This is a genomic window from Gammaproteobacteria bacterium (genome assembly GCA_013696315.1).
Lineage (GTDB): Bacteria > Pseudomonadota > Gammaproteobacteria > JACCYU01 > JACCYU01 > JACCYU01.
Genome location: JACCYU010000140.1, coordinates 1 through 24,511 on the forward strand (window position 1 = coordinate 1; position 24,511 = coordinate 24,511).

The 24,511-nt window shown below is 58.3% G+C and carries 23 protein-coding genes and 1 pseudogene; 21 read left to right on the forward strand and 3 right to left on the reverse strand.

Translation table 11 applies throughout. The annotated features are described in order from the left end of the window. Positions 1-355 precede the first annotated feature (355 nt). From H0V34_08225 to H0V34_08315, 19 genes and pseudogenes are all read left to right on the forward strand, one after another. Positions 356-1,902: pseudogene (locus tag H0V34_08225) on the forward strand (GMC family oxidoreductase). Next, positions 1,902-2,708, forward strand: a complete 807-nt coding sequence (locus tag H0V34_08230) for a VOC family protein (protein ID MBA2491674.1) — start codon at positions 1,902-1,904, stop codon at positions 2,706-2,708. Before H0V34_08225 ends, H0V34_08230 begins: the two are co-directional and overlap by 1 nt. Next, a complete protein-coding gene (locus H0V34_08235) occupies positions 2,705-3,151 on the forward strand; it encodes a DMT family transporter (GenBank protein ID MBA2491675.1) in 447 nt (148 codons plus the stop codon). Before H0V34_08230 ends, H0V34_08235 begins: the two co-directional genes overlap by 4 nt. A 24-nt stretch (positions 3,152-3,175) precedes the next feature. Continuing rightward, positions 3,176-3,976 (forward strand): SDR family NAD(P)-dependent oxidoreductase, encoded by an 801-nt coding sequence (locus H0V34_08240; GenBank protein ID MBA2491676.1) that lies wholly within the window; start codon positions 3,176-3,178, stop codon positions 3,974-3,976. A 69-nt stretch (positions 3,977-4,045) separates the two neighbouring features. Next, positions 4,046-4,858 (forward strand): glucose 1-dehydrogenase, encoded by an 813-nt coding sequence (locus H0V34_08245; protein ID MBA2491677.1) that lies wholly within the window; start codon positions 4,046-4,048, stop codon positions 4,856-4,858. A gap of 148 nt (positions 4,859-5,006) precedes the next feature. Next, positions 5,007-6,821, forward strand: a complete 1,815-nt coding sequence (locus H0V34_08250) for a glycoside hydrolase family 15 protein (GenBank protein MBA2491678.1) — start codon at positions 5,007-5,009, stop codon at positions 6,819-6,821. A gap of 476 nt (positions 6,822-7,297) precedes the next feature. Beyond that, the gene (locus tag H0V34_08255) at positions 7,298-8,104 is read left to right on the forward strand and encodes a response regulator transcription factor (GenBank protein ID MBA2491679.1); all 807 of its coding nucleotides are present in this window, start codon (positions 7,298-7,300) and stop codon (positions 8,102-8,104) included. 568 nt (positions 8,105-8,672) lie between these two features. Further along, positions 8,673-9,389, forward strand: a complete 717-nt coding sequence (locus H0V34_08260; GenBank protein MBA2491680.1) for a response regulator transcription factor — start codon at positions 8,673-8,675, stop codon at positions 9,387-9,389. Then, entirely contained in the window at positions 9,364-10,473 is a 1,110-nt protein-coding gene (locus H0V34_08265; GenBank protein ID MBA2491681.1) for a HAMP domain-containing protein, read from the forward strand. Before H0V34_08260 ends, H0V34_08265 begins: the two co-directional genes overlap by 26 nt. A 238-nt stretch (positions 10,474-10,711) precedes the next feature. Continuing rightward, positions 10,712-10,981, forward strand: coding sequence for a hypothetical protein (locus H0V34_08270; protein MBA2491682.1), 270 nt, complete (start codon positions 10,712-10,714; stop codon positions 10,979-10,981). 129 nt (positions 10,982-11,110) lie between these two features. Then, positions 11,111-11,845 (forward strand): cytochrome b/b6 domain-containing protein, encoded by a 735-nt coding sequence (locus H0V34_08275; protein MBA2491683.1) that lies wholly within the window; start codon positions 11,111-11,113, stop codon positions 11,843-11,845. Then, positions 11,829-12,602 (forward strand): molybdopterin-dependent oxidoreductase, encoded by a 774-nt coding sequence (locus H0V34_08280; GenBank protein MBA2491684.1) that lies wholly within the window; start codon positions 11,829-11,831, stop codon positions 12,600-12,602. The genes H0V34_08275 and H0V34_08280 overlap by 17 nt, the downstream gene beginning before the upstream one ends. A 390-nt stretch (positions 12,603-12,992) precedes the next feature. Then, positions 12,993-13,250 (forward strand): hypothetical protein, encoded by a 258-nt coding sequence (locus tag H0V34_08285; protein ID MBA2491685.1) that lies wholly within the window; start codon positions 12,993-12,995, stop codon positions 13,248-13,250. A 251-nt stretch (positions 13,251-13,501) separates the two neighbouring features. Next, positions 13,502-15,148, forward strand: a complete 1,647-nt coding sequence (locus tag H0V34_08290; protein MBA2491686.1) for a hypothetical protein — start codon at positions 13,502-13,504, stop codon at positions 15,146-15,148. Between the two features lie 190 nt (positions 15,149-15,338). After that, entirely contained in the window at positions 15,339-15,824 is a 486-nt protein-coding gene (locus H0V34_08295) for a DUF417 family protein (GenBank protein ID MBA2491687.1), read from the forward strand. Between the two features lie 152 nt (positions 15,825-15,976). Then, positions 15,977-16,279, forward strand: coding sequence for a hypothetical protein (locus H0V34_08300; protein MBA2491688.1), 303 nt, complete (start codon positions 15,977-15,979; stop codon positions 16,277-16,279). Positions 16,280-16,584: 305 nt separating this feature from the next. Continuing rightward, positions 16,585-16,878, forward strand: a complete 294-nt coding sequence (locus tag H0V34_08305; protein MBA2491689.1) for a hypothetical protein — start codon at positions 16,585-16,587, stop codon at positions 16,876-16,878. 266 nt (positions 16,879-17,144) lie between these two features. Beyond that, positions 17,145-17,999: a DUF692 domain-containing protein gene (locus H0V34_08310; protein MBA2491690.1), complete on the forward strand. Its 855-nt coding sequence runs from the start codon at positions 17,145-17,147 to the stop codon at positions 17,997-17,999. Then, on the forward strand, positions 17,996-18,778 hold the full coding sequence (locus H0V34_08315; GenBank protein MBA2491691.1) for a putative DNA-binding domain-containing protein: 783 nt from the start codon (positions 17,996-17,998) through the stop codon (positions 18,776-18,778). The genes H0V34_08310 and H0V34_08315 overlap by 4 nt, the downstream gene beginning before the upstream one ends. Positions 18,779-18,974: 196 nt before the next feature. Here H0V34_08315 and H0V34_08320 read toward each other — a convergent pair whose 3' ends face one another. Continuing rightward, positions 18,975-19,820, reverse strand: coding sequence for a class I SAM-dependent methyltransferase (locus tag H0V34_08320; protein MBA2491692.1), 846 nt, complete (start codon positions 19,818-19,820; stop codon positions 18,975-18,977). Positions 19,821-19,822: 2 nt separating this feature from the next. Then, positions 19,823-20,638 (reverse strand): class I SAM-dependent methyltransferase, encoded by an 816-nt coding sequence (locus tag H0V34_08325; GenBank protein MBA2491693.1) that lies wholly within the window; start codon positions 20,636-20,638, stop codon positions 19,823-19,825. 331 nt (positions 20,639-20,969) lie between these two features. Between H0V34_08325 and H0V34_08330 the strand changes: the two genes are divergently transcribed. Continuing rightward, entirely contained in the window at positions 20,970-21,713 is a 744-nt protein-coding gene (locus H0V34_08330) for a ferredoxin--NADP reductase (protein MBA2491694.1), read from the forward strand. Between the two features lie 142 nt (positions 21,714-21,855). Then, a complete protein-coding gene (locus tag H0V34_08335) occupies positions 21,856-23,955 on the forward strand; it encodes a carboxy terminal-processing peptidase (GenBank protein ID MBA2491695.1) in 2,100 nt (699 codons plus the stop codon). A 99-nt stretch (positions 23,956-24,054) separates the two neighbouring features. Here the strand turns inward: H0V34_08335 and H0V34_08340 are convergent, their stop codons facing one another. Next, positions 24,055-24,348, reverse strand: a complete 294-nt coding sequence (locus H0V34_08340; GenBank protein ID MBA2491696.1) for a hypothetical protein — start codon at positions 24,346-24,348, stop codon at positions 24,055-24,057. Positions 24,349-24,511: the final 163 nt, after the last annotated feature.

Below are 24,511 nucleotides of genomic sequence, written 5' to 3' on the forward strand. Positions count from 1 at the left end.
GTCGCACACTCATTTGATAGAGCTGTTCCAGAGGCGCCGGCAAAGGGCCGGTGCCTCTGGGGCCTCTGTCGCGATCGTGCCCCAAGCCCGAAAGCTATGCACGATATCCGCAACGTTAGCTGATGGCAGGAACCGGGGCCACTGGCCCCGGTTCCACCAACGAAACCGATGATCGATCTTTTCTGCCGCCGCCAGTCGGAGCGTACGCTGCTCTTTCCTGTGGCCTTGTGACGGTGGCGGTCGTCGTGCCTCATGTCATCGATTTTCTTCAAAGCAAATGCAGCCGATGCGTGGGAGAATCCCGTTATCGGCGGCATATCTGTTCATTGCAACTTAATGCCTAGTGGCAGCGCCCATGAGTCCTACCAGCCGCTATGACGTGATCATCATTGGCAGCGGCGCCGGCGGAGCGACGTTGGCCTGGCGGCTCGCGGCAACGCAAAAAAGCGTGCTGGTTCTGGAACGCGGCGACTACCTGCCGCGCGAAGCGGAGAACTGGAATTCAGACGCTGTTTTCGTCCGCAACCGCTATAAGACGCGCGAGGAGTGGCTCGATCGTCGAGGACGCAAATTCAAACCGGCGACGCACTATTGCGTAGGTGGCAATACCAAAGTTTACGGCGCGGCCCTGTTCCGCCTGCGCGAACGTGATTTTACCGAGACCATACACGAAGACGGGATCTCTCCCGCATGGCCGATAAGCTATGCCGATCTGGCGCCGTATTACCTGGCGGCCGAACGCCTGTATCAGGTGCACGGCCGTCGCGGCAGCGATCCCACCGAACCGCCGTGCGATGCGGATTGCAATCACCCGCCGGTCATCCACAGCCGGCGATGCAGGCGCTATTCGACAGCCTTACGCGCAGGGGCAGCCGACCTTTTCCGCTCCCGCTTGCGCTACGACTCGATGAAAGCCGGCCACAAACCAGCCCGTGCATCAAGTGCGCGACCTGCGATGGTTTCCCATGCCTGCTGCATGCCAAGGCGGATGCTGAGGTGATTTGCATGCGCCCGGCACTCGCGAAAGGCAATGTCACCTTACTGACGGGCCGGTATGTCGAGCGCCTGGAAACCAGCGCGTCGGGCCGCGAGGTAACCGCGGTGCAAGCGCGCTGCGGTACAGAGCCCGAAACGTACGCGGCCGACATCGTGGTAGTCGCCTGCGGCGCGATCAACTCGGCCGCCTTGCTGCTGCGCTCCGCCAACGACCCTCACCCGAACGGGCTCGCCAATTCCTCGGGCGTCGTCGGTCGACATTACATGTGCCACATCAACTCCGCGGTTGCTGGGCTGATGCGAGCGCGAAACCCGACGCGCTTTCAGAAGACCTTCGGCTTGAATGATTTCTATAATGGAGATGGGGAAAGCAAGGTTCCGCTCGGGCATATACAGATGCTGGGCAAGCTGGACGGTGCTCAGCTGGCGCCGCAGGCGCCGATACCCGTGCCACGGCGGCTGCTTGATGCCGTCGCCCACCATACGATCGACTTCTGGCTGATAAGCGAAGACCTGCCGCAGCCTGAAAACCGCGTTACGATCGATCCCACTGGCGCCATACGCCTCAGTTACCAGGCCAACAATCTTGGCGCGCATCGCCAGCTGCGGCGGCGTTTTCAACAAGCGCTGAAATCCGCTAATCATCCAATGCCGCTGCTGTCGCGGCGGGCTTATATCGGCCAACAGATTCCGCTTTCCGGCGTTGCGCACCAATGCGGCACTGTTCGGTTCGGGCGCGATCCCGCGAGCTCCGCGCTGGATATCACGTGCCGTGCCCATGCCGTAGACAATCTCTATGTCGTCGATAGCGCCTTCTTGCCGTCCAGCAGCGCGGTCAATCCGACCTTGACGATCGTCGCCAACGCGCTGCGGGTAGGCGATGTCATCGCGGAGCGGCTTGCCTGATGGCGGGTGAAACCGTGCCGCGCTGCGCCGGAGTGCGCCTGACGGTAGCCGATCTCGAGCGGTCTGCGGCTTTTTACGTCGATGTCCTCGGCTTCGAAGGTATGGCGGCCACAGCGGACGAGATTGAGCTACGGATGGGAGAAATGAGATTGGCCTTACGGCGGGCAGCGCCGCAGGCGTTGCGCCCCATGCCGCCCGACAGCCGCGCCAACGACCGCTGGTTTCGGCACATCGCGATCGTGGTTCGCGACATGGGGGCCGCCTTCGAGCGCCTGCGGACGTACGGCGTCGAGCTGATTTCATCCGCGCCGCAGACCCTGCCCGATTGGAATCCCGCCTCGGGCGGCATCGAAGCGTTGTACTTCCGCGATCCGGACGGCCACCCGCTCGAGCTGATTCGCTTTCCGCCGGACAAGAGAAAAGCGGCGTGGCGTGGGACAAACGAAGAGCTTTTTCTCGGCGTCGATCACAGCGCTATCGTGGTCGCGTACACCACGGCAAGCGTCGCTTTTTATCGCGATGAAATCGGTCTTTCGGTGATCGCTGAGGCGCACAACTTTGGTGCCGAACAGGCGGCGTTGAGTGGGCTACCGGGTGCTTGCGTTCAAGTGACCTCCCTGCTCGGCCGCGGCACGTTCGGACTCGAGCTTATGGAATACCTGGCCCCGCGGGGAGGTCGGCCGATGCCGGCGGATACCGGCGCAGATGACTTGTGGTGGACGGAAACGCTCATCGAACTAGATAGCCCGGAAGGAGAACGGCGACTGCTCCGCGATCCGGATGGACACACAGGAGAGATGCGATGAGTTGGTCACTCGCACCGCTGGCGCTGCTGTGCGGCGTTTTTGTCACGACTCAGATTGCCAGCAACACGCTGCTGGGCGAGAGCCTGGGCAATCTCTATTTGCCAGCCGCGGTCAATATGCTGGTCGGCTTCTGCCTTACCAGCGTGCTGGTCTGGGCCGTAACCGATACGGCGCCGGCTGCGGCGATGATCCGAGCCGCGCCGTGGTGGACGTGGATCGCCGGCGGTCTTCTGGGGACGATGTATCTCACCGGCAGTATTCTGCTCGCGCCAAAACTGGGCGCCGCGGCGCTGATCGGGTTCGTAGTCTCCGGCCAGCTGATCTGGGGGGTGCTACTCGATCATTTCGGTTGGATCGGCTTCGAGCAGCACGACGCGAGCATCGCGCGCCTGATCGGCTGCGGCTTGATGCTGGGCGGCGTGTTCCTGATCGCGAAGTTTTGAGTGTTCAAAGATAAGGAGAATGCAATGGATTTTGGTCTTTCGAAGAAAGTAGTGGTTATCACGGGCGCGGATGGCGGCATCGGCAAGGCGATGGTGCGGGCGTTCCTGGCGGAAGACGCGCAGGTTGCCGCGATCGGACATCAGCGTAAGCGCATCGACGAAACCGCCCGCGAAATGTCTGAAAACGGCGGCAGGATCGAACCGTTCGTGGCCGATCTGACCGAAGCGCGCTCGGTCACCCATCTAACCCAGGCAGTGCTCGAGCGTTTCGGCACTGTGCACGTGCTGGTCAATGCCGCCGGCGGCGTCGGAAAGTTTGCTGGCTTCGACAAACTTAACGACGAAGATTGGCACAAAGACATCGAGCTCAACCTGATGATCGCAGTGCGGGCAACACGCGCCTTTCTCCCGGCAATGCGGAAACAAAAATGGGGACGCATCATCAGCATCGCCTCGGAATCGGGTGTCCAGCCGGACGCCGATATTCCCAACTATAACGCCGCCAAGGCGGCATTAATCGCCTTCGGCAAAAGCATCTCCAAGGCTTATGCCATGGATGGCGTTCTCGTCAACTCGGTCTCTCCCGCTTTCATCAGGACGCCTCTGGTCGAGCGTATGCTGCAGGAACGGGCGGACGCAGAAGGTACGAGTTTTGACGAAGCGCTCGAAGCGTTTTTGAAAAACGAACGGCCGCACATCGAACTCCATCGCCCCGGCAGTCCCGACGAGGTTGCCGCGGCTGTCGTCTTTCTCGCCTCCGAGCAGGCGAGCTTCATCCTCGGGAGCAATCTGCGCGTGGACGGCGGCTCGATCGCGACCACATAGGTAAACGGCGCAGCTAACGATTGTTGATTTTGTCCACCAGACGGTATCCGCCATACCAGGATAAAGTTTATGGACCCCAGAAATACGATCAGCCTCGCCGGCCAGAAGGCGCTCGTGACCGGCGCCAATTCAGGCATCGGCGCGGCCATCGCGCGCGCGCTTGCCTCAGCCGGCGCCGCAGTCGGCGTCAATCACCGCGGCAAGCAGGAAGCCGCGGACAAGATCGTCCGCGAGATTCGTGATCACGGTGGTGAGGCGACCGCGCTTAAGGCCGACGTCTCGCGCGAAGATGAAATACTAAAGATGTTTGACGATTTCATCGACGCTTTCGGGCGCATCGACATCGTGGTCGCCAACGCCGGCATACAGAAGGATGCGCCGGTAACGACGATGACGATCGATGACTGGCGCGCCGTTATCGAGGTTAATCTTACCGGTCAGTTCTTGTGTGCGCGCGAGGCGATTCGTCGATTTCTCGCGCAAGGCGAATCACCCGTATCGAAGGCCCATGGCAAGATTATTTGCATGAGTTCGGTGCACCAGCTTATTCCCTGGGCGGGGCATGTGAACTATGCCGCCTCAAAGGGTGGCATCCAGCAGATGATGAGAACCTTGGCGCAAGAGGTCGCCGAGCACAAAATCCGTGTGAACGCCATCGCACCCGGCGCGATCAAGACGGAGATCAACCGCGAAGAGTGGGAGGATCCGGAGGCGCGGCTCAAGCTCCTGAAACTGATCCCTTACGGCCGCCTCGGCGAGACCGACGACGTCGCGAAAGCGGCGATATGGCTGGCATCCGACACGTCGGACTACGTCACGGGCACGACACTGTTCGTGGATGGCGCGATGAGTCTGTATCCGGCCTTCCGCGATAATGGCTGAACGCGCGGGCAAAAGCGTCGGGAGTTATCGGCCGATAGGCGATTACGCGGCGATCGGCGACTGTCACGGCGGCGCGCTGATCGCTTCGGACGGCCGCATCGACTGGTGCTGTCTCGAGCGCTTCGATTCCGACCCGGTCTTCTGCCGTTTGCTCGACGATCATAAAGGCGGGTTTCTCGACCTAAAACCACGGGCGCAATTCAAAAGCAAGCGAGCATATCTCGATGGCACGAACATCCTGCGCACCGAATTCCGCACGGAATCGGGCTGCCTGGCGGTGACTGATTTCATGCCGGTGGGCCGGAAACCCAACGCCAGCGCGCACGATTATGTCAGCCTGAATGCCCCGAAATGGCTGATCCGCAGGATTGAGGGGCTGGAAGGCGAGGTCGAACTCGACTGTGTTTATCGGCCGAGCGTCGTGTTCGCCCGGGAGCGTGCGCAACTGTCGATGGCCGGCAACGCCATCGTTGTCGGCGGCGACGGAGCGATGCTCCAATCCGACCTTGCGTTCACGATCTCCGGCGATCGCGCCGAAGCAAAGGCCACGGTTCACTCCGGCGACGTGCGCTTTATCGTCGTGATGGCAAAACCTGCATCCGTCACGCGCGAACGAGTCGACGAATTGCAGGCGATAACTACCGCATTCTGGCGCGAATGGCTCAGTTACTGCCGGTACAAAGGCCCGTATGTCGAGGCCGTCAAACGCAGCGCCCTGGCTTTGAAGCTCATGACCTATGCGCCGACCGGCGCGGTTGTTGCCGCCCTTACGACCTCCCTTCCCGAACATCTCGGCGGCGAACGTAATTGGGATTATCGCTTCTGCTGGATCCGCGACGCGAGCCTGACACTGTTCTCTCTCGCCTCGCTCGGCTACGCGAGCGAGGCGACCCAGTTTTACGGGTTCCTGCGCGAAGCATCGATGCGCTCGTTCCCCGATCTTCAAGTCCTGTACGGGATCGGCAGGGAGCGCGACGTCAAAGAGCAATGCCTGGATCATCTCGAAGGTTACGCGGGCTCCCGACCGGTGCGGACCGGCAACGGCGCGTACGACCAGCGGCAGACGGATCTTTACGCTTACGTGATGGAAGGCGTACTGACCTTTAAGGCGCTGGGCGGCAAGATCGCGGCAAAGGACAAGCAGATGTTCGAGAAGCTGGTTGAGTTTCTTACCCACTGCTGGTCGGAGACAGACTTGGGAATCTGGGAGATACGCGGGGCGCCGCAGCACTTCGTGCATTCGAAGGCATCGTGCTGGGCGGCAGTCGATAGGGCGATACGGCTGTTCGGCGAGCAAGACGACTGGATTAGCTTGCGCAGCCGCATCCTGGACGAAACGCTTGCTCATGGCCGCAGCGCTGACGGCGACCATTTGTGCCAATCCTTTTCAGGGACGGTGTCGGACGCCTCGCTGCTGCTGCTGCCGGCGATTGGATTTCCGGCGGATGAGCAGTTATTGCGCCGGACGCTCGATGCGGTACAGAAAGAGTTGCGCAAAAGCGACTTCGTCTGGCGCTACCGGGGCGAGGACGGACTCGAAGGCAAGGAAGCGCCGTTTCTCGTGTGCAGCTTCTGGCTGGTCGATGCACTGTTATTCGCGACCCGGCCGCTTGAGGCGAAGGCGCTCTTCGAAGCGCTGCTCGCCCGCGCCAATGATGTTGGCTTATACGCCGAGGAGATGGATGACCAGACCGGCGCCTTTCTCGGCAATTTCCCCCAGGCCTTGACCCATATCTGCTTGATCGGCAGCGCGGTCAATTTGGAGCTTTTCGCCAGGGGAGGCGTCGATGCGCTGCGCGGCACCTACGCCGATCGCGCAAAACGTTATGTCAGGGCGACGATCGGCTGGCGCGGCGTGCTCGCCGGTCTTTGGTATCACCGGTTTATGTTTCGGTTATTCTCTTCTCGTAAATCGCGGTTTTACACCAGCGCTGGGTCTAAGCCACCGCATCACGTAAAATAATGGCTCGCGGCCACGCCGGGCCAACGATGGCATTTCGATATTGCAATGCCACACGGGGTCCGCAACATAGTGTGTGCGCTATCGAACAGACAGTCAATTCTGAAACAAGTATTACTCTTTCAATTCCTTCGTTCTAAACGCTGACACGGTGGAAAACAGCGGTGAGTCCCTGCATTGACAACGCAGTAGTTTTCACCCAGCCTGCACCTTGAAATCTATGGATTAGTCTGCCGTTCCTTGACGATGGTGGTACGTTAGTTGCGTGTAATATCTGCGAGTCAACGGATTGAGATTTATCCTGCTGCGCAGAGCGGTGAATCACCGATCGTGGCGGCCATGCTAACGCTAGAATTTTTGCTCCTGTGGGAGTAACTTCAGTGAGGCTGGGCAACGCGCATCGAGGCTCCTGCACAAAACGCTGTGGCGATAACTCATGGAAGGCGCCTTGCGATGCCTTCGGACTCAAAGGTGATGTTATGAGCTCGACCCCTCCTGAACGGCCCATCTTGATTGTGGAAGATGATGAGAAGACATCTTCCCTCTTATCAATATATCTTGCGAGGGAGGAATTTAGGACAATTGCCGCATACGAGGGCCGACAGGCCTTGGACCTGGCCAGGCAGCACAATCCTATCTTCGCGATCCTTGACCTGATGATACCTAACATAGATGGCTGGGAGGTTTGCCAGGAACTGAGACGTTCTTCCGATATCCCTATCATGATCCTGACGGCGCGGGGGGATACACAGGATCGCATCATAGGACTGACGTTGGGCGCGGATGACTACGTCGTAAAGCCCTTCAGCCCCAGGGAAGTAGTCGCAAGAGTAAAGGCCATTCTACGTCGCGCGCAGCCCGACTCGTCGGAGGCAAAGAGTTTGTTGTCACACCATGGGCTTGTTATGGATATACATAAGCGCAAAGTGACCTTGCACGGCGATATCGTTTCACTGACTCCCTCCGAGTTCAAGCTTCTGCAGGCCCTTATGACCGCGCCTGGGCGGATCTTCATGCGGGACGAACTGTTGAATCGCCTCTATCCGACCGGCGGAGTGGTCGTTGACAGAGTCATCGACGTTCACATCGGGAACCTACGACAAAAAATCGAGCAGGATCCATCCAAGCCTCGTTATATATTGACTGCAAGGGGCCTCGGCTATCAATTCGCCGATCGCGATGGACCGGAGCAACTTGATATACATGGGACTCTTCGACCTGACAACGCTAGCTACTCCGAGCGTGCGAGCGCTTTTGCACAAGCTAGGCGGCGCGGCGAGGAATGAATCGCCCCCAATTCGGTCGAACGTTCCACGATACAAATCTAAGGTGAGCTTCGCCAGACCTGGATGATTGCTCCATGCGGGCGGCAGATCCGGACCGGCCGCAGTCCGGGCTCGACGAGAGTCAGTGGTAGCCTGTGGGAGGACCCGCAACTGGCAAGCTCGAGGTCGACAGCATCTCCGGATTGGGCTACTACCGCATCTACCGGACATTGAGCATCCAGCCTTTGAAACTTGCGTCTGGCTCACTCTTCCGGTGTGAGTCGACTGGCAGCCCCTCTTTACCAAATCCTTATCTGATCCTTATCCCACCTTTATAACGGTGTGCGATTCTGTGGGATGCAATCTCTGCCAACGCGTATTAGCGCAGTGACTAATGGCAGTCAGTGCGATCGGTCAGCCTTTGATCGCAAGGGCGGAGCGCCATTTGGTTCGGCCAAACACTCCGAACTACGGAAAAAATGGGCGAAGAACCGGCGCCGGAATGTCCTCACCCGATCTCGTGAAGATCCGAAACTGCCATAATCCGCCCGCCAGCCTTGTCGGAGCGAATGGCTCAGAGGTGCCGAACATGAACCAAACGGTTTCCAGAGGACCGCTCCTAATCGTCGAGGACGACAAGAAGACATCCGAGCTGCTGTCCATCTATTTTGAGCGTGAAGGATTTAAAACAATCACCGCGTATTCTGGTCAGCGGGCGCTCGATTTGGCTTCACAGCATGACCCTGTCTTAGTGATTCTCGATGTGTTGCTTCCGGATCTTGATGGCTGGGATGTTTGTCAGAAGATCAGGGCCTCGTCCGCTGTTCCCATCCTGATGCTCTCTGGCCTGGGAGAGGCGCACGAGCGTATTAAAGGGTTGGCGCTCGGCGCCGACGATTACCTTGCCAAGCCCTTCAGTCCGCGGGAAGTCGTGACAAGGGTCAAGGCTATCCTGCGACGGTCGAAGATCGAACCGCCGCCCAATGGAACCTTGTCGTGCGGTAGCCTGGTACTGAATCGTGATCGGCGCAAATTGACGTTGAACGGGAGCAGCGTACCGCTGGCTCGCTCCGAGTTCCGGCTGCTGGAAGTGCTGATGTCCGCGCCAGGACGGATTTTCCTTCGCGATGAACTATTGGATCTTCTTGCCCCAAACGGGGGCACTGTCGTTGACCGCGTAATCGATGTTCACATCGGAAATTTGCGGCAGAAGATAGAGGACGATCCATCCAAACCCCGTCAGATATTGACCGCGAGAGGTCTCGGATATCAGTTCGCCGATGTCGATAGACGACCAGGTAGTTAAGGCCTTGGATACGCGTCCGACAACTAGCCGCCTCTTATGGAAGCTGCTAGCCGTCATTGCATTGGTCATTGTCCTTGCCCTGATCATTGCCTGGCTGGCCATTGATTTCGTCGCCTTCAGTTACTTCTCTCACTTGCTGACTGAGAATGACATCCCCAATAAGCAAAAAATAATGCAGATGTTTCTGGACGCGACCCACCAGTATCTGGCTTGGGCGGGTTTCGCAGCGTTGTTGTTAGCACTGCTGCCCGGCTTTTTGTTAATCAAGATGATCCTGCGTCCCCTTTACCAGATGATCGCGATTACCCGGAAGATCGCCGATGGCGACTACTCGGCAAAGGTCGATGTCTCTGCCCGCGACGAGGTCGGCGAACTGGGTAAGGCGTTTAACTCGATGATCGACAGCCTACGAAGGACCGAGCTACTGCGAAAGAACATGGTGGTAGATATCGCTCACGAACTGCGGGCGCCGCTAACGAATATCCGCGGATACCTTGAAGCCATGAGCGACGGCGTGTTAGCCCCTTCGACGAAAATCGTCGAGTTGCTGCACGAAGAGACGCTGCGACTTGGAAATCTATCAGAGGATCTTCTAAGGTTGAGTGTGGCGGATGCGGCCCGGTTGACCTTGCAGCGGGAAACGGTCGATCTTAGTGAGCTGCTGACCCATGCCCTGACTCTGTTTGGTCGTCAATTCGCCGATAAAGCCATTACAGTCGAGACTCAGTTCCTCGGCGAACAGGAGATCATGGCCGACTCCGAAAAATTGGCGCAGGTCATCCAGAACCTTCTTGATAACGCATGGCAATATACGCCACACGGGGGACACGTACGTATAACCGTCGAGCGCCTGCCTAGATCAGTGAAGGCGACCTTCGCCAATACCGGTGATCCTATCTCCGAGAAAGATCTCCCTTCGATCTTCGAGCGCTTCTATCGAGCCGATAAATCGCGCTCGCGAGAGCATGGTGGCGCAGGGATAGGACTCGCCATCGTTAAAGAGCTGGTCGAAGCTCACCATGGTCGGGTTGGCTCTGAGAGTTCAGCCAGTGAAACCTGTATCTGGTTCACCTTGCCCGCGTGATGCAACTGGCGTCGCTTCTTTACCAAATCCTTACATGATCTTTGTCTTACCTTTACATCGGTTTGCGATCCTTTCTGCTCGGTGCAATCGGACGCTGGCCTAATCCTGCTGTAAGCGACTAGCGAACATTCGATTGACGGCGTCGGTTTGGCCGCCCGTTAAGAGATGGCATCGAATGGAACGGGGCTGTGCCCTGGTATTCAGTAGACCTCACAATTTACTTCTTAAAGGAAATACGATGACCAACCTAGCTTATGCAGCCTTCGCCGCCGCGCTTGCCACCATCACCTGCTCCGCCGTCGCGGATGAGATGAAAATGAAAGGTGGCGAAATGGGAATGATGAGTATGGAAATGATGGATACGAACAAGGATGGGATGATTTCCGAGAAGGAACACATGAAGATGTTCACCACCATGGATAAAAACAAGGACGGTATGATGGATGCTGGCGAACAGGAGCAGATGATGATGTCAGAGGAGGAGGGATTTATTAAAGCACCTCGTTAGGAGAAGTTCTGACTTAGTCTCCCCAAGCAACTAGAACTGACGCATCCGTGCGTAAGCGCTGGAGCTATCGCCATACCCTCCCGGTGCGAATTACGCTGGGTTAATTTTCTATGCCTCTTGATTCTGCTCATGAGCGGTCTTCAGATATTTAACGCCCACCCGAGTCTTTATTGGGGCAAATCATCATATACCGGGAAGCCGCCGATTCTCTCGATGTCCGCGAAGCAGATGAATGGCGAGACTATCGGCGTTACCCGGCTCCTCGGCCGGGAATTCAATACTACTGGCGTGTTCGGCGCATCGAAGATGCAGGGGCAATGGCTAGAGCACGGCTTTCCCGCTTGGGCGACGGTCCCAAGCTCGCAATCACTGGCATTGGGGCGGCGCTGGCATTTCTTCTTCGCCTGGATCTTTGTCATCAATGGCCTGCTCTACGTAGCCTATTCGTTCTTCAGTCGACATTTTTCCCACGATCTTGCGCCGACGAAGACTGACCTGCGCGGCATCGGCAGGTCGATCAAGGATCACCTGGTCTTCCGTCATCCCCGCGGCGAAGCAGCCAAGCGTTACAACGCGCTGCAAAAGCTCACTTATCTCGCGGTCATCTTCGGCTTGCTGCCGCTGGTCATACTGATGGGCTGGGCCCTATCGCTCTGGCTGGATTCGCTGATTCCAGGATGGCTGGACCTTTTCGGCGGCCGCCAATCGGCCCGTACCCTGCATTTCCTCGCGGCCGTGGCGCTGGTGGCGTTCGTCGTGATTCATGTCTTCGAGGTCATCGTTACCGGCTTTTGGAACAACCTGCGCTCGATGATTAGCGGGCGCTATCGGATCAAGAAGACCACCAATGACAGCCGACAATAGAAGCGGACGCCGCCGGTTTCTCGCTGGCACTCTTGGTACCGCCGGCGCCCTGCTACTATCCGGCTGCGATTACCTGTCGCGCAGCCAAGGATTCGTCAAGCTTCTGGAAGGTGCGGAAAAACTGAGCAGCGCAGCGCAGCATCTGGTAACTTCAAGAAGCTCTCTGGCGCAGGAGTTTACCGAGGCTGATTTATCGCCCTTTTTTCGCAGCAATGGCACGTCAAATCCGGAAAATCCGGCCTACCAGGCGCTGGCGCAAAATGAGTTCGCGGACTACCGGCTCAAAGTCGCCGGCCGAGTGAAGCGGCCGACTGCGTTTTCGTTAGCACAACTGCGTGAATTGCCCTCACGCACCCAGATCACCCGCCATGATTGCGTGGAAGGCTGGAGCGCCATTGGCAAATGGAAAGGCGCAAAGCTCGCCGCGCTCCTTGAGCGCGTGCAGCCCCTCCCGAATGCACGCTACGTGGTCTTCCACTGTGCCGACCCCATGGACGATGCGGGCACGCTCTATTACGAAAGCATCGATATGGAAGACGCCTACCATCCGCAGACGATCCTCGCCTATGAGATGAATGATCAGACCTTGCCGATCAAGAACGGCGCGCCGATCCGCGTACGCATCGAGCGCCAGCTCGGTTACAAAATGGCCAAATACATCATGCGGATTGAGCTGGTGGAAAGCTTCGCTCAGATCGGCGGCGGCAAGGGCGGTTACTGGGAGGACGACGGCTACGAATGGTACGCCGGGATTTGAATCGTATAGCCAGGAACATCGGCGTGAATGGTTCCAACGCTAGCTATGAGGCGCAAAAACCGGCTATGAATGGGCGCAGACTTGTTCCGCAGGGACCAGGCCTGCTGCGTAAGCGAACTAATCTAGGCTCGCGACAGCTGAGTCTGCGCTGAGTTGCGTTGCCGAAGCGATGTCTGGTTTACCTTCTCCGCTTGACCCTCCTCAGCCTTTACCGAATCTTTACATTGTCTTTATCCATCATTTATATCCCCGTGCTAACTTCGTTTAACGCGGACTGATTATTCGTGAGAATGATGGAAAGAGCGCCGCGGCGTAATGGCAAGCCATGCTGCTCGACTACGGACCTGGCGCGCGGACAAATCAAACCAAATATGTATGGAGATTTTACTAATGAGCAAACGAACTAACCTGAAACCTCTCGCGATCGCGGTCGGCGCGGCATTGACAGCTGGCATGATCGCTATTCCCGTGGCCAGTGCCGGCGACAATCCTTTTGGCATGACCCAGCTGTCCTCCGGCTACATGGTAGCCGGCAAGGAAGGCAAATGTGGCGAAGGGAAATGCGGCGAAGGCAAGGGCAAGCTACAGGCCAAAGCGGATAAGAAAGGCGAAGGGAAATGCGGTGAAGGCAAGTGCGGCGAGAAATAGCGCCTTAGCATGTTATGAGCGCAACGCGCGGCGGGCCGGCATTCGGTCCGCCGTTCCTGGCGCCTGCGCCTGCCTGGAAAATTTACGGACGAACGCGCGGTTCTTGAGATACGTGACAGCTGTAAGGAAAACAACGCTACTTCGGTCATCGATGCTCGGAACCTTAAAGACACGGGATTGACACTGAAGACGATCCGTCAGTGACCCGCCACGGACATAGTCGATATCGCTGGAAACTTGGAGGCGCCATCATGAAGAATAATATTTGGTTCTATCTTGCTGTAATCCTTGGTTCTTCCTTGTCACTCACGGGCTGCGGTGGCGACGATGATGATGAAGCTGATGTTGGCTCTGACGGGCCTCAGACCAACGTGATGCCGACTCAACCGGAACTCGGAGATGCCGTAGCTGGCCGCGACGTGTTCCGATTCGCCACTTTCGGCAACGAGTTCTTCTGGACAGACGCCGTACGGTTGCAGGAGGGAATCCTCGCAACTGATTTCACTCCCCTCGATCTTCTGCGGCTGGGACTGAGTGTGGATTTCGATGCCCTGGATATCGTTACTCAAAATGCCCTGCGCGCGGAGCTTGCGACGGATCTCTCGCCGGCGAACGCGCCGATGCTCAATGACGTGAATACCACGCTGCAGTTGATCAGCGCCAACGCAGTCATCGGTCTCGCTCCGAAAGATACTAACGGTGACGGGGCAATCGATGTCGCTACTGGCGACAAGACAGGTGCGACCTGCGCGCTGTGCCACACAATCGCTGATAGAGCGGTTTTCAACATGCCAGGCGGAGGCTCGATCGGAAGCCGTCTGGACGGTCGTGCGCCCCACACACTCGACTTTGGCGGTTTGGTTGCCTTAGGCACCAACTCGCGGGCTTTCTATCCGGTATTGCAGCTTGCCCTTGATGCCACTGGTGGCGCCACCCTCGGCCGGTCGCCGGAGGGTCTGACCGAAGACTCGACGGAAGCAGACGCTGATGCGTACTTAACGAATAAGACTTTTTATCCTAGAGGCATGTTCGACGATACGGTCGACGGCAACGGCGACCCCATGCACAACATGCCGCTGTTCCGCCAGGACCTCGCGTTTCCGTTTGGTAGCGAGGGCGCTCTTAGCACGTTGGATAACTTCAGCAACCTGGTTTACACGGCGCTTCTTGATCCCACCAACGTCACATCTCCGGGAGGTCGTGCGTTTGTGACGACGCTCGGCGGTGCGGCGGCCGGCAATGAGGTCGTTAACGATTACTTGGAGGTGCTGGCCGAGACCGGCGTTACCGGCTTCCCCTATATAGAGGCCAGCCCGCCTGCCGATCCTGCCGCTGCCGGCACCGAGGATTTTCCGCTCGGCGTGCGTGTGGACAACACCATGCTGATTAACATGAATGCGTATCTTGTCAGTCTTGAAGCGCCTCCGGGAGCGGATGACGATGTCGAGGCCGTCGAGCGCGGACGTCAACTATTCCGCACCGTGGGTTGCACTGGTTGCCATAACGTAGACCAGAGCAGGTTTGTGCCGCCCTTTATCGTCGCTATGGAGACGATATTCCCGGGTGACGATCCGGACGTCCTTCTGGCCCGGCGTACACCGCCATTAAACCCGACCCTGAATACGCCTGGCAACATCGTCGAAAACCCGGTCAACATCTTTGATGACAAGATGGCGGTGGTCAATGCCAGCATACGCGGGCTGGAGCGAGGCACGGGATTACCTCTTCTGCTGGACCTTGCGCGCAAGCCAGTATTCCTGCACGACAACTCTGTTACGAGCCTGGATGACCTACTCGATCCTGCCAGCGGCGCCACTGCTCCTCACCCCTTCTTCCTGCCTGATACTGCCCAGCGAGCGGATATGATCGAGTTCCTTGGAAGTCTGGACACCGATTGAGGGAACTTCGCGCAGGGGAATCACCATCTTCAGCTTGGGCTATGAACGCGGAATCCATATGAAAGGTCGGGGGCGGAAGGAGCCGCCCCATTTACCTTGAATTTGATTATCCATCGGCTCCGTTCGCCTGCTGCTGTAAAGCCAGCGCTCCGCTCTACTACTCAGACGCCTGAATCACAAGGAGACTCTCATGGCAACAACGACGAATAGCAGGCACGCAGAGACGCTTCAAGGTATCGGCCAGATCGTCATTCGTTACGGTCTAGTGGTAGTTTTCTTGTGGATCGGGCTGTTGAAGTTTACCGCATATGAAGCCGCGAACATCGAGCCCTTCGTGGCCAACAGCCCGTTTTTTGTCTGGGCTTATCAGGCGTTCGGTTTGCGCATGCTCTCCAACCTGATTGGGGTTATCGAGATCTCGATTGGATTATTGATCGCCACCCGCGCGTTCGCGCCGAAGTTGTCCGCCATCGGCAGCATGGGTTCCATCGTGTTGTATGTAACGACGTTAAGTTTCATGCTTACGACGCCGGGCGTGTGGGAACCCGGTTATGGGTTCCCCGCACCCTCCGCGCTTCCCGGACAATTCCTGGCGAAGGACCTGGTGCTGCTCGGCGTCTCGATCTGGACGGCCGGCGAGGCGCTGAAGGCGGCAAATCGAAACAGACCGCACTAGAACGTAAAGCGCTAGAACGTGCATGAGAGTGATTGACTGCATACACGATCGGCCGGACAAGTGTTCCGAACACCTGGCATTTACCAAACGGACTGCTCGGCAACGACGCTCGCTCGGGGCACCTAATACTTACGTTTAGAGAGGCGCAGACCATGAAAAACATTAATCCGCCAGACGCTATTGCGCTGGCCACCGCTGCCGCCGCTTTGTTTGTGAAAGTATCGCTGCCCGGTTGCGCGACGCAGTTGGCGGCGCGGGAGCAGGCTGCTCGGCAAGCGGCTAATAGCTCGCCTCGAGGTTCTATCCAGGATCAATATCCGGGCCCCGCGCGGCCCTGTACCGTCAACATCTGCGGCAGGCACAGGGACTGCAAGCGAGCAACATCCGGCGTGTGCCACCACACGCCGGATACGCGCGCAAAATCAGTGTTTTCCCTGAACAAGAATACGCATTAATGACGGCTCGCCGTGCTTTCACGCCAATTACACTAACTGGCGGGGCGGTATTTGTTCCCGTCCGCAGATATGGCCAAAGACCAAAGGCGCTGATTCATGGCAAGAATCCATAAACCAGACCGTACTAGTATCGTCAGACGCCGCTTTAGTACGGAACCGCACAGACGATCTTTCCGATGCGAGGTAACATCCAAAGGCGTTACATGCGCCGGTACTATTCAGTCGTACCTGCGTGAGAGGACGCGGGATGGTGCAGCTTCGGTTCCGACCATATCGGTCACCAACCAACTTTACGGAGAATACTTATGAAGATTGCCAAGAGAATGACCGGCCTCGCGCTGGCCGCCACCGCTGCTACTTTATTCGCCACGGCGCCCATGACCGCATCGGCAGGCGAGAGCGCGGAGGGCCACTGCATGGGTGTTAATGCGTGCAAAGGCAAGAGTGACTGTAAGACAGCCAACAATGCCTGCGAAGGAAAAAATGCCTGCGAGGGTAAGGGGTTCCTGACCATGACCGAGGAGGCTTGCGCAGAGGAAGGCGGAGAATTTGTGATGGTAAAGGGGTTTCTGGGAAAAGGCATGAAACAAGCCAACTAAGGCCAGACCCGCATCGTGGTCCGCCTGAGGCACCGACATCCAGGGAAGGTGCCCCAGGCGTTACTGCTTGACGAGGATTTGAACCGCAAGGTGAGGCGTTGCGAAAGGACTGGCAGACTGGCAATTGCCGGCGTTTGCGGCACAATCACCGCGGGCGCTTGATACCGGCGGTTACAAGTTAAACTCGGGTGCCGCCACACGCCAGATGCTCGCGCAAAACGGGTGCGGGCATGGCTCAAGTTAGCACTTCAACATCGGTCTTTCCCATGCCAGAGAGTCAATTCACTTCCAGCCGCCCCTATCTCGGTTTCGGATTGGGGCTTCGCACCGAGCACTACGAGACCATCGTTAACGAATGGCCCAGGGTCGACTGGTTCGAGGCATTGTCCGAGAATTACATGGTCGGCGGAGGCAAGCCCCTGCACTACCTCGACCGTATCCGCGAGCGGTATCCCATGGTCATGCACGGCGTGTCGCTGTCTATCGGCGGCAGCGACCCGTTAAATCACGATTATCTAAAACAGCTCAAGACGCTGGCCCAACGCGTCGAGCCCGCGTGGATCTCGGATCATTTGTGCTGGACCGGGCTGCACGGCAAGAATATGCACGACCTGCTGCCCTTGCCTTATACGGAAGAAGCCATCGAGCACGTCGCGGCGCGCGTGAGACAGGTGCAGGATTTCCTTGATCGACGAATCCTGCTGGAGAATGTCTCCAGTTACGTGACTTATACACAGTCGGCCATCAGCGAGTGGGATTTCCTGACCGCCATCACTGAGCGCGCCGACTGCCTGCTGCTGCTCGATATCAACAATATCTACGTCAGCGCCAGCAATCACGGATTCGATCCGCTGGATTATCTGCATGGCGTGCCCGCGGCGCGCGTTTGTCAATTTCATCTGGCCGGTCACACGGACAACGGCGGTATCGTCATCGATACCCACGACCATCCAGTGATCGATCCGGTGTGGTCGCTGTATGCGCAGGCGGTGCGGCGCTTCGGATTTGTCTCCACCATGATCGAACGCGACAGCAACATACCGCCGCTGCCCGAATTGCTGGCCGAATTGAATCACGCGCGTGGCATCGCGGAGCCGATCCTGGCCGAGCTCGCGGCATGACCGGGCTTGCGCGCCTGCAGGAGGACTTTCACGCCTACCTGCTGTACGGCGAGCAGCGCGTGACCGCGCGGGTGGCCGGCACGGCCAGAGCCAGCGCGGAGGAAAGATTGGCGGTCTACGGCAACGCCTACCGTCTGCGCCTGCTGGAAGCGCTGGAGAACGATTTTCCCGCGCTCAAGACGCTGCTCGGCGATGGCGAGTTTGCGACGCTAGGCCGCGCGTATATTGACGCCCATCCTTCCAGGCATCCATCGCTGCGCTGGTTCGGCACGCATTTGAGCAATTTTGTACAGCGGACGCCGCCGTATGACGCGCAACCGCTGCTGGCCGAATTGGCGGCTTTCGAATGGGCGCAGGGCGAGGTCTTCGATGCCGAAGATGCCGTCGCGCTCAGCATCGAAGACATCGCGGCGCTGCCCCCGACGGCGTGGCCGGCGATGCGGCTGGAATTCCATCCCTCGGTAAGACGCCTGAATCTGGACTGGAACGCGCCTTCGATGTGGCAGGCCATCGACAAGCACGAGACGTTCCCCGCTCTGGAAAAAGCCGCGATAACGACACCGTGGCTACTGTGGCGAAAACAGCTGGAGATTCACTGGCGCTCGCTTGGCGCCGAGGAAGCCTGGGCGATTGACGTGTGCCTGCGTGGCGAAACCTTTGGCGAACTTTGCGCGGGACTCTGCGAATGGACCGAAGAATCTCAAGCGGCTCTGCGCGCGGCAGGTCTGCTCAAACGCTGGGTAACCGACGAAATCATCGCGCACGTGATTTGCGACTGATCGCCGCAAAATCAGCTTGTCTTAACTGTTCCACGCAGGCATTTACCGATGGTCTCGCGGCTCTGGCAATGATCGATTCCAATCGTGACGCACCAGCTAACGCGTGTGGACGAACTGATACCAGGGATTATGCGTGTTGAGGTCAGCTCGATCTATCGTGGTTCAGCACCTCGCTTCTATCAGGCATGCGCACCGTCTATTGTTTGCGAAAGTGAAAAATCCCCCACGCCAGATAACCCTCGCGGCCGCCTTCCACCCAGTGACTCAAGCCCATCTTCATGCGCTCGATGTATTCCGCGCTGATGATACGCCCATGTATTAACCTTGCTTCCTGGGACTTCAGCTCCTGGAGCACGCGCGAGTAATGCGTGACAAGCTGTTGCGCGTGATCCTCGTAACCGAGATCCTGCAGGCCGAACCCGGTCATCGTATCGCGATAAAAACCGGGTGAGCCCAGCGTTTCCAGGTGAATGCGGTCGAGGATCGGCTGCAGCACGTCCGGCGGGCAGTCATCCGCCTGCATGGGGTCGGTCATGACGAATTCGCCGCCGGGTTTCAGCACGCGCGCGACTTCTTCGAGCACGCGCTCGCGCCGACCGCTGTGCAGGATGGCGTCCTGACACCACACCACGTCGAAGCTCGCGTCGGGATAATCGATGTCCTCGAAGCTGCCGTCGACCACGTCGATCTGATTGCCAAGTCCCTGTTCCGCGTTCATCTCGCGATTACGCATGTTCTCGGCCTCGCTTAAATTCAACGCCACGCCATGGCAGCCGTAGTTACGCGCCAGATAACGCATGGAGCCGCCGAAGCCGGCGCCGATGTCGAGCACGTGAGACTGCTCGTTCAGCCCGGAAAGTCGCGCCGCCATGTGCGTGACCGTGCGGCGGCTGGCGTCGGCGATCGGTTCCTGCTCCGACTCGTACAGCCCGACGTGAATGTCTTCGCCGCCCCAGACGAAATAATAGAAATTATCAGCGTCCTTGCTGTTGTAGTAATCGCGGGCGGTGTTGACCGAACTGTCTGCGTAAGATGCGGCCATGATTACACCTCCTCAGCGTCCAGTTCGTACCACTTTTCGGCGACGTGGACGAAGAAATCCGGCTCGTTATCACGATAGGTTTCCTTGAAATCACCGTAGGTGTCGATGCGCTGGAAGCCGACCTCGTGCAATAACTGGCGCGTGTAGCGCTTGCGCAGCGGGAACATGTTGAGGTGAAACTTGGAGCCGTCCGGGAACGAATAGCGGAAGCGCGCAAGTCCCTCGTCCACGTGCTCAGGTTCGGCCGAGACGTTGTCGCCGCAGTAATAATACTTGTGCTTGGTCGAAAAACCCGTATCCAGAATGTTGTCGTAGTTGCGCTGATCCAGAATCAGCACGCCGTCGTGACGCAGGGCCGCGTAGAACTCGGCCAGCGTCTTGCGGCGGTCGCGTTCCGAAAACAGATGCGTAAAGGAATTGCCCAGGCAGATCACGGCGTCGAATTTGCCGTGAATGTCGCGCGCCAGCCAGCGCCAGTCGGCCTGCACGGCGGTGAGAATCTGACCGCGATTGCGCGCGTTGTCGAACGCCTTCGCAAGCATTTCGGTGCTGCCGTCTGCGCTCAGCACCTCGAAGCCTTCCTGTAACAGGCGCACCGAGTGAAAGCCCGTGCCGGTGGCCACGTCCAGAATCTTCTTGGCGCCGCGCTCCTTGAGTTGATCGATAAAAAAGCGGCCCTCGCTCTCGGCGCGGCTGTCCCAGTCGATAAGTTCATCCCATTTATCGACGAAGCTGTGGACGTATTCCTGCTGATAATTCTCGGAACGGCGAATGGCGAGAGGATCACCTTCGCGAGATTGTTCGAGTGCGGCACTCATAAGCAGTCTCCTTCATTTTTTTCAGAGCGCGTCAATGCCGGGGTCGCGTCCGGGTTCTGCCACGCGTGATTGAGCATCGATACGAGGTTTAGTTTATAGGCGCGGCCTTTTTAGGCCACTTGAACCGCAAGGTATTTCACCTTGCCCGCGGGAGCGGATGCGTTATCGCGACACGTCCGGAATGACGCGGCGACAACGATTGATTTTATAGTAACGGATTCCGCGCGACATATCGAATCTACTTTAGGGCCTGCGAGGCTCGCGCTGACAGCGCCCGGTGTAAGGGGTTATCCTTGAGTCTTTTGTCGCTTATGAAATCATCTGTATCATTATGAGTCGCTGGATTGAAGGGCGCGTCATCGACAATAGGCGCTGGACCAGCCAGCTTTATTCGCTACGGATCGATGCGCCCGTGGCGCCTTTCAAAGCCGGGCAGTTCACGCGTCTGGGGCTGGATATCGACGGCGAGAGGGTCGGTCGCCCGTACTCGTTCGTCAACGCCCCGCACGAGCGCTACGTGGAAATCTACTCAATTACCGTGCCCGGCGGTCCCCTGTCGAACCGGCTGTTTCACCTCACCGCGGGCGATGAGGTGTGGCTCGCGCCAAGAGGCGCCGGCTTCTTCACGCTTGCCGAGGTCCCGGATGGCAAGTATCTGTGGATGCTGTCCACCGGCACCGCCCTGGGCCCTTTCCTCGCCATTCTGAAAACCGACGAACCCTGCGCGCGCTTCCGCAAAATCGTGCTGGCGCACGCCGTACGCACTGCCGAAGAGCTGACTTACCAGGACACGATCCGCGAGCTGATGACGGCGCATCCGGAACAGCTGACCTACATCCCTTTCGTCAGCCGCGAGGACACGGATTTCGCCATCAAGGGCCGAGTCCCATCGGCCATCGAGGACGGTCAGCTGGAAGCAAGAGCCGGCATCGCGCTCACTGCGGACGATTCGCAGGTCATGTTGTGCGGCAATCCGGCGATGGTCGGCGACACTAGCGACGTACTCGAAGCGCGCGGTTTGAAAAAGAACAAGCGCAAGGAAAAGGGACACATCACAACGGAGAATTATTGGTGAATCCCGGCCGCGGCTTTGCCACTCAATATGTGCTGGACGGCGTGCAAAATGCGTTCTTTGTTTAACCTTGCGGTTGCGCGTACGATAATGAACCTGTGAATCTGCCACCCGCTCGTATGTCCCAATTCCCATGCCAAATCTGATGTTGACGTTCTCCCCACTACGCTTGGCGTTTGTAGTGCTGCCGCTGGCGCTTACGAGCGCCGCCTTGCGCGCTGATGTTCCCGCTCAGCCGCTGCTGCGACCCACGGCCTCGCAACTGCTCGAAACCGAACTGATCACGGGTTTTCTCACCGAATATCACTACAAGAAGCCGACCCTGGACGACGCTTTGTCGCGCAAGACCCTCACCCGTTACATTGAGAGCATCGATCCCGGGCGCAGCTATTTTCTGCAATCCGACATCGATAAACTCTCGGCTTACGAAACCCGTCTCGACGATTATCTGCGCGCATCGAACCCGGAGCCGGCATTCGTCATATTCCGCGTATTCAGGCAGCGTCTGCATGAAAGAGTCGAGCACGCAAAACGCCTGCTGGAGCGGGACTTCGATTTCACTGTGGATGAATCGTATGTATTCGATCGTGGCGATTCACCCTGGGTGGCCAGCCGCGAACAGCTGGACGAGATCTGGCGCAAACGGATCAAGAACGATGTGCTGAGCCTGCGCCTTGCGGGCCAGGAAGGAGACAAATTGACCGACACGCTGCGCGGGCGTTATGAGCGTCTGGGCAGGCAAACCGATCAATACCGCACCGAAGACGTTTATCAACTGTTCATCAATGCATTTACCCAGTCGATCGAGCCGCACACGGCTTATCTACTGCCCCGCGCATCCGAAGACTTCGAGATCCGCATGAGTCTCTCCCTGGAAGGAATCGGCGCGGTACTGCAATCGGAAAACGAACACACGGTAATCCGCGAAATCGTGACCGGGGGGCCTGCCGATACGAGCTATCAACTGAGGGTCGAGGATCGCATTACCGGCGTCGGGCAGGGCGAAGACGGCGCGATTATCGACGTTGTAGGCTGGCGCCTGGATGATGTGGTCGATCAGATACGCGGGCCCAAAGGCACCACGGTACGCTTGCAGGTGCTGCCCAAGGGCGCGGGCATCGAGGCGCCCGCCAAGGTCATTACGATGACGCGCAACGAAATCAAACTGGAAGATCAAGCCGCGCAAAAAGCGGTGATAGAGGTGCCGACGAGCGACGGTCAGGTGCGCATCGGCGTGATCGAGGTGCCGGCCTTTTATCTGGATTACGAAGCTTACGCGCGCAAGGTTCCAGACTATCGCAGCACCACCCGTGACGTTCGCCGTCTGCTGCGCGAACTGCAACAGGAAAAGGTGGAGGGCATTGTCGTGGATTTACGCGGCAACGGCGGCGGCTCGCTGACGGAGGCTACGCAGTTGACCGGTCTGTTTATCGAGTCTGGCCCCATCGTTCAGGTCAAGGATACGACCGAGCGCGTGGAAGTCCTGCGGGACCCCGATCCGGACATCGCGTACAGCGGTCCGCTGGCAGTACTGGTGGACGGCTTAAGCGCGTCTGCGTCCGAAATTTTCGCCGGCGCGATTCAGGACTACCATCGCGGCGTGGTTATTGGCGAACCGACATTCGGCAAGGGAACGGTGCAACAAATGGTCGACCTGAACAATGGGATCGATGACGAAAGCGATGCGACACTGGGCCAGATCACCATGACTGTGGCGCAATTCTATCGTGTCAGCGGCGCCAGTACGCAGCATCGGGGCGTGGTGCCGGATATCCGGTTTCCCACGGTTATCGACAATCACGAGCAGGGCGAACGCGCACTGGACAACGCGTTGCCGTGGGATGAGATCGAGGCTGCCGCTTATTCGCCGCGCGCGACGCACGCAGCGGAAGTCAACGATGTGCGGGAACGACACGTGCAGCGAATGCAGCAAAACCCGGCTTTCAAATACCTGATGCAGGAAATACGCGCCAGCGAAATGGCGCAAAACGAGCGCTCGGTCAGCCTGCTTGAATCAAAGCGGCGCAACGAGATGGAAAGCATGGAGCAGGCGAGCGACAACCGCCAAACCGTTTACCGCAAGGCAAGCGGTCTTCCCGTCCGGACGAACGAGAAAAGTGACGGCGGATTCGATCCGAGTCAGGTGCTGTTAAAGGAAGCCGCACATATTCTTTACGACCTCATCAACAATCCCGCGGTTGAAATGCCGGAAAGTTTGAGAACCGCAAAAGAGCAACGGGGATGATGCACAACGCGGGGGTGCCGGGAAATGTTAGGTTCCGAGCGTCAGACGAACAGACAAAGCAATTGACAGACTACCTAAGGGTAAGCCGCTGCCATGAAGTTACTCCGTCGCTGGCGGGTCCGGGTTTTCCGTGTCACCGCCGGTTTCCTGCGCCGTGTCGCCGGCGGCACTCTGCGCGGCAGTTTCAGTCGGCGGGGCGCCGGTAAGCCCACCCACCGTCTCATGCACCATCGCGGCGATGTCGATGCCGAACTGGTCTCTTATCAGCGGACTCGCCGCGTAGATGCTGGTGGCCAGCAAGGCTAGCGCCAACAGCAGGGTCAACCAGGAGCGCCCGGAGCCGGTGCGCTCGTAGTGACTGCTGGAATCATCGTATCGCGGTGGTTGGCGCATGACAGTAGGCCCCGGCGCGCGCCGTTCGTCTCGGGGATCGGCAAACAGCGAAGGCCGATCCCCATCTGCCCGGGCAGCTCCGGCCGTCTCGCGTTGCTTCACAACCTGCGGCGGCACGGCACGGGGACGCGCCGATGGTGGTGGCGTACGCTCTTCTTCCAGT